The sequence below is a fragment of the Brytella acorum genome, assembly GCF_029309905.1.
Classification (GTDB): domain Bacteria; phylum Pseudomonadota; class Alphaproteobacteria; order Acetobacterales; family Acetobacteraceae; genus Brytella; species Brytella acorum.
In genome coordinates this window covers 269809-282982 of record NZ_JARBJP010000001.1, presented here as the reverse complement: position 1 = coordinate 282982, position 13174 = coordinate 269809, and the positions used below count along the sequence as shown (strand labels likewise).

Sequence of the window (13174 nt, the reverse complement as noted above, 5' to 3'; positions counted from 1 at the left end):
AAGAGCCGCGCATGAACCCGGTATCGGCCATCCTGCGGGACCAGCACGACGCAGGCCATATTCCGGTCATGCTGCCCGAAGTGCTCGAAGCACTGGCCCCCCGGGCCGGCGGCCGCTATCTCGACGGCACGTTCGGCGGCGGCGGTTACGCGCGCGGAATCCTGCGCAGCGCCGATTGCGACCTCTGGGGCATCGATCGCGATCCGGACGCGCTGGCGCGCGGGGCGGAACTCGCCGCGGCCGTGAACGCGACCGATCGTGCGCGACTGCATATGCTGGCCGGAAATTTCGGAGACATGCAGGTTCTTGCCGCCGCACATGGCCCTTTCGATGGTATCGTGCTCGATATCGGCGTCTCGTCGTATCAGATCGACCAGGCCGAGCGCGGCTTTTCTTTCCGTCGTGACGGACCGCTTGACATGCGGATGTCGCGCGAAGGTCCGCATGCGGCGGACATCGTCAACCGCACGGACGAGGCCGAGCTCGCCAACATCATCTATCATTACGGCGAGGAACGCATGTCGCGCCGCATCGCGCGCGCCATCGCCATCGCCCGCGCCGAAGCGCCCATCGAGACGACGGGCCAGCTGGCCGAAATCATTCGCAGCGTCGTCCGTCAGGACCGCTCGGGGATCGACCCCGCGACGCGGACCTTCCAGGCCCTGCGCATCGCCGTGAATGATGAACTCGGCGCCCTGACGCGTGCGCTGGAGCAGGCGCCCGACATGCTGGCGCCTGGCGGCGCCCTCGTCGTCGTGACGTTCCATTCGCTTGAGGACCGGATCGTCAAGCGCGCCATGACCCATCTGGCCGGGCGGGACAGCCGCCCGTCCCGCTACGAACCCATACTGGATGCACGAGGACCGTCCTCGCCTTTCCGGCTCGGTCATACCCGACCCGTCACGGCGAGCCCCGAAGAGTCCCGCATCAACCCGCGCGCCCGCAGCGCCAAACTGCGGACGCTCATTCGTATCCCCGCTGCCTCAGCTTCGATCAGGGAACCGTCATGATCAGGTCCATCACCTTTTTCTGTGCTCTTCTGGCGGGCGGCTCGGGACTCTTCCTGTATTCGAAGAAACACCAGACCACCGTTCTCGACCGGGACATCACCCATATCGTGGACCAGACGGAGCGCGTGCGTCAGCAGACAGCCATGCTGCGCACCGAATGGGCGCTTCTCAACCAGCCGGACCGCCTGTCCATCCTCGCCGCCCGTTTCGTGCCTCAGCTTCATCCGATGGCGCCGGATCAGTTCGTACGCCTCGACGCTGGCATGGACCGCCTTCCGTCCCCGGGATCGAAGCCTCCGGTCGCCGATCCGCGTGAAGCGCTGGACGCGCAGCTCGTCGCCGCGCAGGCCGCGGCGACACATGCTCAGCACCCCATCCCTTCAACGCCCGAAGTTCTGGCCGGCACGCATGATCCCGCCCCTCACGTGACCGCCGCCCTGCCGCCACCGGCTCGGGTCGTGACGGCGCACGTCGATGCGCGTCCTGCCGCGCCCACGCCCCATGACCGTCCGGTCACGGTGATGGCGTCGGCGCGCGTGTCCGCTTCGACGACACCCCGCGCCCTGCCGCGTCCTGCTCCCGCACCGGCTCATGACGACGGGCTTCTGGCGCAGATCGAGCGCGCGCCGACGGCGACTTCGACGATGTCCTCCCGTCATGCCGTCCATGCGCGCCCGTCTGCGCGCGTGAGTGACGACAGCGGTTCAGGACGTGTGGTCGAAACCGCCTATAATACGACGCGCGCCCGCCCGACGCATGCAGCGCCGGTGCTGTCTGCCGCATGGCATCCCTCCGCCCGTCAGGAGCCCGTCGCCCGGATCGCCCGGCGTGACCCTGAAGTCATGGGCTCCATGCTGGGCGGCGGCGGCGGTGCGCTTCCGCCCCCCGTACCCATGAGCAACTGACCGCCCGAGGATGCGCCCGCCCGACAACCCGTCCAACAGCCCCAACGACAACCGACCGAGTCCTCAACGCCTGCGCGCCGCTCTGGATCAGATTCACGGGCGGCTGCTGGGCGTCGGCGCGGGCTTTCTGGTCCTTTTCGGCGCGGTCGCCACCAAGCTGACCCTCGCGACGGTCCTGATCCCGATGGCGCCGGAAAAGCGCCAGATCGCGCCGCAGGTGCCGGAAATTCCGAAAAGCGACCCCAAGGGACAACTCTCGGGCGACTTCGCGCTGCCGGATGTCCATCGCGCCACGATCGTCGACCGAAACGGCCAGACGCTGGCGCTCTCGCTCCCGGTCGCGCAGGTTTACGCCAATCCGATGGAGCTGATGGACCCGGAAGACGCCGCGAAAAAACTTAAATCGGTTCTGCCCCAGCTCGACGAGGCCGAGACGACGCGTCGTCTTTCGCTGAAAAAGCAGTTCGTCTATCTCGCGCGCGATATTTCTCCCGTGCAGGAAATCGCGATCAACAATCTCGGCATTCCCGGCATTTATTTTGAACCGGGCGAGCGTCGTCACTACCCGCTGGGCCGCACGGCAGCGCATATTCTCGGAAGCGTGGATATCGACGACCACGGCATCGCGGGCGTCGAGCGACATTTCGATGCCCGCCTGAACTCAGACCGCAAGCCGCTCAAACTCTCGCTCGATGTGCGCATCCAGGCCGTCGCGCGCGAGGTACTTTCAGATGCTAAGGACGAATTCCAGGCGATCGGCGCGGCGGCGATCGTCATGGATGTCCGCACCGGCGAGATCATCGCCATGGTCAGTCTGCCCGACTACGACGCCAATGATTTCGGCCATGCACCGGGCGATGCGCGTTTCAACCGCGCCGTCACCGGCATGTATGAGCCGGGTTCGACCTTCAAGCTCCAGACCGCGGCCATGGGCCTCGAATATGGCGTCATTCATTTATGGGACCGGTTTTCGACCATTCCGATCCGTATCGGACGGTTCAAGATTTCCGATATGAAAACCGACCATTTCCAGCCTTATCTGGCGTTGCCGGACGTGCTGGCGAAATCCTCCAATCCCGCGGCCGCGCATATCGCCCTGGACGTGGGCGCAAAGCGCCAGCAGGAATGGCTGCGCAACATGGGCTTTTTCGACCGCGTACCGGTGGAATTGCCCGAGGCTGGCCGGCCGATCGTGCCGGCCCTGCGCAACTGGGGCATCTCCACGGTCATGACGGTGGGCTTTGGTCACGGTGTCGCGGAGCCGCCGCTGGCGATCGTTCGCGCCACCGCGGCCACCGTCAATGGCGGCCTGCTCATCAAGCCGACGCTCGTCGCCGTGGAAACAGCCGCGCCCGACGCCGACAAGGGCGACGCTTCGGACGCACCGGCGGGAGCGTCGGCACCAGAAAACCCTGCCATGCCCGGCGACGCCAAAATTCGCCCCGTGGCCTATCGGACGGACGACGCGCCGCCCGCACCCGCGCCGTCCGCGCGGCCGGGGCCAGAGGCATCGGATATCGCGGAACCCTCGCGCATTCTTTCCGAAAAGACCTCCGCCCTGCTGCGCAAGATGCTGCGCCTGGACGTGACGCAGGGCACCGGTAAAAGTGGTGAGGTTCCGGGCTATTTCGTCGGCGGAAAGACGGGCACGGCGGAGAAGATCGGCCCGCATGGCGGCTATCTCAAACACGTCAATATCTCCGCGTTCACATCCATTTTCCCGATGAACGCGCCGCGCTATGCCGTGTACGTGATGCTCGACGCCCCAAAGGCGACATCCAAGACCCATGGCTTCGTCACGGCCGGATGGAACGCCGCCCCAACGACGGCCAGACTGATTTCACGCGTCGCGCCGATGCTGGGCATGTTCCCCAATACGAAAGACGCCTCGGCCATTGATGCCGAACTGGCCATCCCGCTCGAACCGACCGTCCCGCGCGGCTACCGCCCGCTCGGCCCCGGCAACGATCCGGGAGATCCGCGCGTCGCCGCCCAGCGTGAGGCGGCGGCAAAAGCGAGTGAGAAATCCGCCGAGAAGGCCGCGAAGCAGGAAGCCGCACACGCCAGAAACCTCAAGCGGGGATAAGAGACATGAAACTTTCCGCCCTGCTGGCATCCGTTTCTCTCCCCGCCGATATCACGCCGGACCTGGACATCACCGCGCTGACCTCCGACAGCCGCGCCGCCGCTCCGGGAGCCCTTTTCGCCGCTCTCTCCGGAAGCCGGACGGATGGCGCGCGTTTCATCGCGGACGCCGTCATGCGCGGGGCAAGCGCGATCCTGACACCGCCGGACGTTCAGGTTCCCGTCGGGACGATCCACATCACAGCTCCCAATCCGCGCCATGCGCTGGCCGTCATGGCCGCCGCCTTCGCCGGACCGCAGCCGAAACGCATCGCGGCCGTCACCGGCACGAACGGCAAAAGCAGCACCGCCGAATTCCTGCGCCAGATCTGGCATGCGCGCGGCCATGTTTCGGCCAGCCTGGGAACGCTCGGACTGATTTCGGACCGTCCGGTGCCGCCGCCTCCCGCGCTGACGACGCCCGATCCCGTCGCCCTGGCCGAAACGCTGGCGGCCCTCGGACGCGCGGGCGTCGATGCGATCGCCCTCGAAGCGTCGTCCCACGGTCTGGACCAGAACCGCCTCGACGGCGTGGCGCTGACCGTTGCGGGATTCAGCAACCTCACACGGGATCATCTGGATTATCACGGCACGATCGACGCCTACCGCGACGCCAAGCTGCGCCTCTTCGCCGATCTTCTGCCGACAGGACATGTCGCCGCCGTCAACGCGGATATGGACCCGGTGACAGTCGCAGGGCTCGCCGAAATCGCCGCAAGACGTCATCACCATCTGCGCACTGTGGGCGAAAAGGGCCGAACCCTGCGTCTGATCGCCGCGCGCCCCCTGCCGGAAGGCCAGGTGCTGTCTCTCGAACTGTTTGGCGAGCGGCTGGAAGACATGATCCTGCCGCTGCCGGGGCGTTTCCAGGCCGACAACATCCTGCTCGCGGCCGCCATGGCCTGGGAGAGCGATGACGAGGCCCGCGCCGTGGTGAACTGCCTGCCGGAGATCGGCGGCGTGCGCGGCCGGTGCGAACGCGCTCTTTCGCGACCCGATGGCGCGTCGGTCTATGTGGATTACGCGCACACACCGGACGCCCTCGAACGCGTCCTGACCAGTCTGCGTCCGCATGCCACCGGACGTCTGATCGTGATCTTCGGCGCTGGCGGCGATCGCGACAGGGGCAAACGTCCGCTCATGGGGGCCGTGGCCGCCAAATTCGCGGATATCGCCATCATCACCGATGACAATCCGCGCAGTGAAGACCCAGCCGCCATTCGCGCCGACGTGCGGGCCGGATGCCCCGATGGGCTGGAAATCGGCGGTCGCCGCGCCGCGATTGCCGCCGGGCTCGACATGCTGCGCGCGGGCGACGTGCTCGTCGTGGCTGGCAAAGGCCACGAACAGGGTCAGATCATCGCGGGGATCACGCATCCCTTCGACGACCGCGCCGTCATCCGCGACCTCGCGGGCCTGCCCGCATGAGCACGCTCTGGACCACCGCCGAACTCGTCGCGGCAACGGGCGGAACGCTTGAAGCCGACGTGCGCGTTTCCGGCATTTCCATCGACACCCGCACGCTCGCGCCGGGAGACCTTTTCATCGCGCTTGTCGGCGATACGAGCGACGGCCATGCCCATATCGCGACCGCGCTGGATAAGGGCGCGGCCGCCGTCATGGTTCATGACACGCGCGGCCGCGACGACCCGCGCCTTCTCGTCGTTCCCGACACCATGCGGGGATTGCAGGCCCTCGGACAGGCCGCCCGGGCGCGCTTTGACGGCAAGATGATCGCCGTCACGGGCAGCGTCGGCAAGACCACGACCAAGGACATGCTCCGGCTCGCGCTCTGCGCGTTCGGCCCGACCCATGCGGCGGTCGCGTCCTATAACAATCACTGGGGCGTGCCGCTCACCCTGGCCCGGTTGCCGCGAGACGCCGCGTTCTGCGTGAGCGAAATCGGCATGAACCATCGCGGCGAGATCGCCCCGCTGGCGGCCATGGCGCGTCCCGATGTCGCCGTCATCACAACGATCGGCGGCAGCCATATCGGCCCGATGGGCAGCATCGACGCCATCGCTCTCGAAAAGTCGGATCTTCTCGCGGCACTCCCCAAAGGCGGTATCGCGCTCGTCCCGGTCGATGCCGAAGGACAGGCGCATTTCAAGCAAGCCGTGACGCGCTCCGGCGCGGCCCTTCAGCGGGTCGGCATGGGCGACACCGACGCTGAATGGCGGATCGGCCATCTGGCCTGCACGGCGGATGGCAGCCAGTTCACGCTGATTCATGGCGACACATCCGTCGCGGTCGCGCTGCACGCCCCGGGCCGCCATCTCGCGCGCAACGCCGCCACCGCGCTGGCCGCCATCGGCGCGCTGGGCCTCGACCTCCCCCACGCGGCGGAAGCGCTGGCTTCCTACAGACCGGGCGCGGGACGCGGTCAGACCCAGCCCCTGCGCGGCGGTCGGGCGCAACTGCTCGACGAGAGCTATAATGCGTCCTCGCTCTCCGTTCGGGCCGCTCTCGACACGCTCGCGCTCATGCCCGCCGCGCGCCACGTGGCCGTGCTCGGAGACATGCTCGAACTCGGCGCCTTCTCAGAAGCCGAACATACCGGGCTGGCGCCGGATGTGACACGCAGCGCGGACCTCCTCTTTTGCTGCGGCCCTGCGATGCGCGCGCTTTTCGACGCCATTCCGCCAGAAAAACGTGGCGCATGGGCGACGGATGCGGCATCTCTCGCGCCCCTCGTAATCTCGAACCTCAAGGATGGTGATCTGGTGCTCGTGAAAGGCAGCTTCGGCAGCCGCATGCGCGATGTCGTCGCGGCGCTGAAATCCTCCGACGCGGAGGCCGCGCGCTGATGCTGTACAATCTCGTTGCCGCACATGACACAACCCATGGCGGGTTCTTCAACCTCTTCCACTACCTGACGTTCCGCGCAGGATGCGCGTGCATGACGGCGCTCGTCATCAGCATGGTATTCGGCCGCCCGTTTATCGCGCAACTCAAGCGCATCCAGCGCGAGGGCCAGCCGATCCGCACGGACGGTCCGGAACGGCACATCCTCGAAAAAGCCGGAACGCCCACCATGGGCGGCCTCCTGACCCTGATTTCGCTGTTCGCCTCGACCCTGCTCTGGGCCGATCTCACCAACGGCTTTGTCTGGGCGGTCATGGCCATCACCCTGATTTTCGGTGCGGTCGGCTTCGCGGACGACTACCTGAAGCTGTCCCGTCGCAATACGAAAGGCATTTCCGGCCGCACACGGCTCGGCGTCGAATTCGTCACCTCCCTCATCGGCGGATACTGGCTGGAAAGCCTGATGCCGCCGGAACTGCGCAACATGGTTGCCTTTCCTTTCGTGAAGGATCTGCTGCTGCCGCTCGGCTTCGCCTTTCCGATCTTTGCAATGATCACCATCACGGGCTTCGGCAACGCCGTGAATTTCACGGATGGACTGGATGGCCTGGCCATCGTCCCGGTCATCATCGCGGCCCTCGTCTTCGCGCTGATTTCCTACCTCGTGGGCAATCATGTCTTCGCCGACTACCTCCAGCTTCATCCGGTGCCGGGAACAGGCGAACTGGCCATTTTCTGCGCGGCGCTCATCGGCGCGGGCCTGGGTTTCCTGTGGTTCAACGCGCCTCCCGCCGAAGTCTTCATGGGCGATACCGGCTCCCTGTCGCTTGGCGGCGCTCTGGGCTCCATCGCGGTCGCGACCAAGCATGAACTGGTGCTGTGCATCGTCGGCGGCCTCTTCGTGGCCGAGACGCTTTCGGTCATCATCCAGGTCTTCTGGTTCAAGCGCACCGGTCGTCGGGTGTTTCTCATGGCGCCGCTTCACCATCATTTCGAAAAGAAGGGATGGCAGGAGCCGAAAATCGTCGTGCGCTTCTGGATCGTATCTCTCATCCTCGGGCTGTGTGGTCTCGCCACGCTGAAACTGCGCTGAATGACCGACAGCCTTTCCTTTTCCCCCACGCTGTTTTCCGACAGGCGTTTCGCCGTGCTCGGACTGGGACGGAACGGAACGGCGGCGGTCGAGGCCCTTCTCGGCATGGGCGCCAGCGTGCAGGCTTGGGACGACCGGCAAGCCGCGCTACCGGAGCGTCCGGGCCTGACCGCCGCGCCGATCACCGATCTCGCGGGTTTCGACGCCCTCATACTTTCCCCCGGCATCCCGCATCGGCTCCCGTCGCCGCACCCGGTCGCCGCCATGGCGCGAGCCGCGGGCGTGCCTATCGTGTCCGATGCCGAAATTCTCTATCGCGCGGTGCGTGCCAGCGGATCGAAGGCACGCTTCGCCTCGGTCACCGGAACCAACGGCAAATCCACGACGACGGCGCTGCTGGCGCATATTCTGACGCAGGCCGACATCCCCAATGCCGCGGGCGGCAATCTCGGCACCGCGTCGCTCGCACTCCCCCTGCTGCCCGATGAGGGCGTGTATGTCATCGAGATGTCGTCCTACATGCTCGAACGCCTTGACACCTATCACGCCGCGACCGCCTGTCTTCTGAACCTCACCCCCGATCATCTGGACCGGCATGGGGACATGCAGGGCTACGCGGACGCCAAACGGCACGTCTTCGACCACATGGACTCGGCCGATCTGGCCGTCTTCGGCGTGGACGACGCCTGTTCGAAAACACTGGCCGAAACCATCGAAACACACGGCATTCCCGTCGAGCGCATCTCCGTGACGGGAGAGCCGGCCGACCTCACGCTGCGCGGCGACACCCTCTTTCGGAACGGCACGAAACTGTTCGACATGCGGGAAGCCTCCACGCTCCCCGGCGCGCATAATGCGCAGAATGTCGCCGCTGCCTGGGCCATGGCGCACCATCTCGGACTGGATGACGCCGTCATCGCGACAGGCGTCCGCGGCTATCCGGGCCTTGCGCATCGTCAGGAACGCGTGGGCACGCTGGCGGGCGTCACCTTCATCAACGACAGCAAGGCCACCAACGCCGAAGCCGCCGAAAAGGCGCTGGGCTGCTACGAACGCGTCATGTGGATCGCAGGCGGGGTCGCGAAAGCGGGGGGAATCGAAAGCCTCGTTCCCTTTTTTCCGCGCATGGCGCGCGCTTTCCTGATTGGTCGCGATGCGCCGCTCCTGGCCCGCACGCTAGAAGCGCATGGCGTTCCCTGCGAAAACCTCGAAACGCTGACACGGGCCACCGGGGCGGCATTCGACGCGGCGCGGCGCGAAAACGTGCCGATCGTGCTGCTTTCGCCCGCCTGTGCAAGTTTCGATCAATTTTCGAGCTTTGAAGAGCGCGGTTCACGGTTTATTCAGGATTTCAGCAATCTTCTAAAAACAGAGACTTCGCCAGAACACTTCACCATGCCCAAGGGCGCCGCAACGGAGGACTGATACGATGCCCGCGATTTCACGCGTCGACGCCTCCCGTTTTGCCCGCTGGTGGCGCAATATCGACCGCGTGACGCTCTGCTGCGTGCTGATCCTCATCGCGTTCGGCTACATCCTGATGCTGGCCGCCAGTCCCGCCGTAGCTGTGCGTATCGGCGCTTCACGCGAGATGTTCATTCTCAAGCAGGTGGTGTTCCTTTCCCTTGCTGGGCTTGTCGTGACCGGCGTGTCGATGCTGTCCCGGCAGAGCATCATCAGGTTCGCCGCGATCGGCGGCGTTCTCGCCCTTCTGGCGACCGTCATGACGCTCGTGCATGGTGTGGAGATCAAGGGCGCGCGACGCTGGATCGCTCTGCCGCTGATGTCCGTCCAGCCTTCGGAATTCCTCAAGCCGTTCTTCGCCGTGGTCACCGCCTGGCTGCTGGCCCGGACACGCGGGCGCCGCGTCTTCGGCATCGTCTCGCTGACCGGGCTGGGCGTGGCCGGGCTGCTGTTCGGCGTCATTCTCGTGCTACTGAAATCCCAGCCGGATATCGGCATGCTTTCGGTCATCACCTGCGTTTTCATGGCGCAGCTTTTCGTCGTCGGACTGCCCCTGATTTTCGTGGGCGTGGGCGTGGGCGGCATGGTCGGGCTGTTCATGCTCGCCTTCGTGATGTTTCCGCATGTGCGTTCGCGCGTCGAACGCTTTCTCCACCCCAATGTCGGCGACCACTATCAGATCGACACCGCCCTGCGGGCCTTCGGCAATGGCGGCCTCATGGGCCGTGGTCCCGGCGAGGGCCGCGTGAAGGACCTGCTGCCCGACGCCCATGCGGACTTCGTTTTTGCCGTAGCCGGTGAGGAATACGGCCTGCTGATCTGCGGGGGAATCATTCTCGTCTTCCTGACGATCGTCGTGCGCACGCTCTTCAAGCTGATGCGCGAGGACGACCCGTTCACCATCGCCGCCGCCGCCGGGCTCGTGACCGGTTTCGGATTGCAGGCTTTCGTGAACATGGGTTCGACCCTCCATCTGATCCCGACGAAAGGCATGACGCTTCCCTTCATTTCCTATGGCGGCTCCTCCGCCATTTCGGTCGCGCTGACGATGGGCATGGTCCTGGCCCTGACCCGCCACCGCGTCACGTCCGGCACGATCTCTCGCGGCTTCGGGAACGCGGAGGACTGGCAGAGCGGCGCACGGACACGGCGCACCGCATGACAGGCAGGCACGCTATGAAAATCGTCATCGCCGCCGGTGGCACCGGCGGTCACTTTTTCCCGGCCGAGGCCCTGGCGACGGAACTCGCCCGGCGCGGCCATGACCTCGTTCTCATGACCGATCGTCGACACGGCCGGCGAGACCAGGGCGTGTTCGCCGACCGGCCGCAATATGTGCTGGACGGCGCGGGCGTCGCGGGCGGCGGGCTCGTCCGCAAGCTCAAGGGACTGGCGGCGCTGGCCAGAGGCACGCTGGAAGCGCGTCGCATCCTGGCCACGCTCGACGCCGACGCCGTGGTGGGATTTGGCGGCTATCCGTCGATTCCGCCCTTGCTGGGCGCGCGGTTCGTGAAGGGGCGTCGCCCGAAGATTATCATCCATGAAGGCAACGCGGTGCTCGGTCAGGCGAATGCCCTGCTGGCGCGTTTCGCGGACGCGGTCGCGACTTCCTACCCGACGGTCGCGAAGATTCCGGCAGGGATGCGCACGGCGCTGACCGGCATGCCCGTGCGTCCCGCCATCGCGGCCCTGCTCGATGCGCCGTACGTGTCCCCGACGGATACCCCTCCGGCGGATATCGGCACATTCAATCTTCTCGTCTGGGGCGGCTCGCTCGGAGCGCGCATCTTCTCCGACGTCGCACCCGCCGCGCTCGCGGGCCTGCCCCCGGCACTGCGTGACCGTCTTTACGTCACCCAGCAGGTCAGGGCCGAAGACCTCGAACGCGTCCGCGCCGCCTATGATGTCGCCGGGATCGAAGCCCGCACGGCCCCGTTCTTCGACGACGTCCCCGAACTGCTCTCGAACGCCCATATCGTCATCGGTCGCGCGGGCGGCTCGTCGGTCGCCGAACTGACGCTCTCGGGACGCCCCTCCATTCTGGTGCCGCTGCCCATCGCAGCGTCGGACGAGCAGAGCGCGAATGCCGCCAGCCTCGTCGAGGCCGGGGCGGCCTGGATGTTCCGGCAGCAGGATTTCACACCCGAAGCCCTGCGCGCCCGGCTCGAAGACCTGCTGCCCCATCCCGACCGGCTGCTTGCGGCGTCGCGCGCGGCAAGATCGCTCGCGCGCCCCAATAGCGCCATTTTGCTGGCTGATCTGGTGGAATCCACACAGACCGTCTACGCAGCCTCCGCATCCGCCCCCCTGACGCCTTGAAAGGCCCGAATCATGCGCGCCCTTCCCCTCAACATCGGCACCATCCACTTCGTCGGAATCGGCGGGATCGGCATGTCCGGCATCGCCGAGGTGCTGCACATGCTCGGCTACAAGGTCCAGGGTTCGGATATCAGCGAAGGCAGCAACGTGCAGCGTCTGCGCAAGCTGGGGATCGAGATCCATATCGGCCATGACGCCGCCAATCTCGGCGGCGCGCAGGTCGTCGTGACGTCCACCGCCGTCAGGCGCGACAACCCGGAGGTCGTTGCCGCGCGCGCGAAGCTCATCCCCGTGGTGCGGCGCGCGGAAATGCTGGCCGAACTCATGCGCCTGCGCTGGTCCGTCGCGGTCGGAGGCACGCATGGCAAGACGACGACGACCAGCCTCGTCGCCTGCCTGCTGGAACAGGCCAAGCTCGACCCCACCGTCATCAATGGCGGCATCATCGAGGCTTACGGCACCAATACGCGCATGGGCTCCGGCGAATGGATGGTGGTCGAAGCCGATGAGAGCGATGGCTCCTTCCTGCGTCTGCCCGCCGTCATCGCCGTGGTGACGAACATGGACCCCGAGCATCTCGACCACTGGGGCACCGAAGAGGCCATGCAGGCCGCCTACGACCAGTTCGTCTCCAACATTCCATTCTACGGCTTCGCCGTACTGTGCATCGACCACCCGTCGGTCCAGCAGATGATCCCCCGTCTTTCGGACCATCGCATCATCACCTATGGCTTCAGCCCGCAGGCCGATATCCGCGCGGAGAAGGTCATCACGGACCGTCTCGGCGCGACCTTCGAGGTCGTCGTCACCGACCGCACGCGCAACAGCACGCGCCGTGCGGGACCGTTCCGCCTGCCGATGCTCGGCCATCATAACGTCTGCAACGCGCTCGCGGCGATCGCCGTGGCCATGGAAATGGATATCGACGACAGCACCATCCGCTCGGCGCTCGCGGGCTTCCGCGGCGTGAAACGTCGCTTCACGCGCACCGGCGAGTATGGCGGCGTCACCGTCATCGACGATTACGGCCACCATCCCGTCGAGATCGCCGCCGTGCTGCGCGCGACACGCCAGGCCGGAGCGAAGCACGTCATCGCCGTCGTGCAGCCGCATCGCTACTCGCGCCTCGAAGGGCTGTTCAACGAATTCTGCACCTGCATGAACGACGCCGACACGGTCATCGTCGCGGATGTCTACGCGGCGGGCGAAAACCCGATCGAAGGCGTGAGCCGTGACAGCCTGATCGAAGGGCTGCGCGCGCGCGGCCATCGTTCGGTGGTGCCGCTGAGCGCGCCGGAGCATCTCCCGGAAATGATCAACGCCATGGCCAAATCAGGCGATTATGTCGTGTGTCTGGGGGCGGGCACCATCACCAACTGGGCGCAGGCGCTCCCCGGTCAGCTCGCTGCCCTCAATGGCAAACCCGCGGGAAAAGAAGTCGCCGCGTGAACGCC

The 13174-nt window shown here is 66.1% G+C and carries 10 protein-coding genes; all 10 read left to right on the top strand.

Translation table 11 applies throughout. From position 1 onward, the window contains the following. Positions 1-11: 11 nt before the first annotated feature. Genes rsmH through murC form a run of 10 tightly spaced genes read left to right on the top strand, consistent with a single transcriptional unit; the run spans position 12 to position 13169 of the window. Complete coding sequence (rsmH, locus tag PWM43_RS01220; protein ID WP_289840745.1) at positions 12-1010, top strand: 16S rRNA (cytosine(1402)-N(4))-methyltransferase RsmH; 999 nt, start codon at positions 12-14, stop codon at positions 1008-1010. Next, positions 1007-1915: a cell division protein FtsL gene (ftsL, locus tag PWM43_RS01215; protein WP_289840744.1), complete on the top strand. Its 909-nt coding sequence runs from the start codon at positions 1007-1009 to the stop codon at positions 1913-1915. The genes rsmH and ftsL overlap by 4 nt, the downstream gene beginning before the upstream one ends. A 10-nt stretch (positions 1916-1925) precedes the next feature. Further along, positions 1926-4001, top strand: a complete 2076-nt coding sequence (locus tag PWM43_RS01210; protein WP_289840743.1) for a peptidoglycan D,D-transpeptidase FtsI family protein — start codon at positions 1926-1928, stop codon at positions 3999-4001. A gap of 5 nt (positions 4002-4006) precedes the next feature. Then, positions 4007-5467, top strand: coding sequence for a UDP-N-acetylmuramoyl-L-alanyl-D-glutamate--2,6-diaminopimelate ligase (locus PWM43_RS01205; protein ID WP_289840742.1), 1461 nt, complete (start codon positions 4007-4009; stop codon positions 5465-5467). Continuing rightward, positions 5464-6846: a UDP-N-acetylmuramoyl-tripeptide--D-alanyl-D-alanine ligase gene (locus tag PWM43_RS01200; RefSeq protein WP_289840741.1), complete on the top strand. Its 1383-nt coding sequence runs from the start codon at positions 5464-5466 to the stop codon at positions 6844-6846. The genes PWM43_RS01205 and PWM43_RS01200 overlap by 4 nt, the downstream gene beginning before the upstream one ends. Then, positions 6846-7937 (top strand): phospho-N-acetylmuramoyl-pentapeptide-transferase, encoded by a 1092-nt coding sequence (gene mraY / locus PWM43_RS01195; protein ID WP_289840740.1) that lies wholly within the window; start codon positions 6846-6848, stop codon positions 7935-7937. The genes PWM43_RS01200 and mraY overlap by 1 nt, the downstream gene beginning before the upstream one ends. Next, the gene (murD, locus tag PWM43_RS01190; protein WP_289840739.1) at positions 7938-9362 is read left to right on the top strand and encodes a UDP-N-acetylmuramoyl-L-alanine--D-glutamate ligase; all 1425 of its coding nucleotides are present in this window, start codon (positions 7938-7940) and stop codon (positions 9360-9362) included. 4 nt (positions 9363-9366) lie between these two features. Further along, on the top strand, positions 9367-10563 hold the full coding sequence (locus PWM43_RS01185; RefSeq protein ID WP_289840738.1) for an FtsW/RodA/SpoVE family cell cycle protein: 1197 nt from the start codon (positions 9367-9369) through the stop codon (positions 10561-10563). Then, complete coding sequence (gene murG, locus PWM43_RS01180) at positions 10560-11720, top strand: undecaprenyldiphospho-muramoylpentapeptide beta-N-acetylglucosaminyltransferase (protein WP_394356004.1); 1161 nt, start codon at positions 10560-10562, stop codon at positions 11718-11720. The genes PWM43_RS01185 and murG overlap by 4 nt, the downstream gene beginning before the upstream one ends. Positions 11721-11732: 12 nt before the next feature. Beyond that, positions 11733-13169, top strand: coding sequence for a UDP-N-acetylmuramate--L-alanine ligase (gene murC / locus PWM43_RS01175; protein ID WP_289840737.1), 1437 nt, complete (start codon positions 11733-11735; stop codon positions 13167-13169). Positions 13170-13174: the final 5 nt, after the last annotated feature.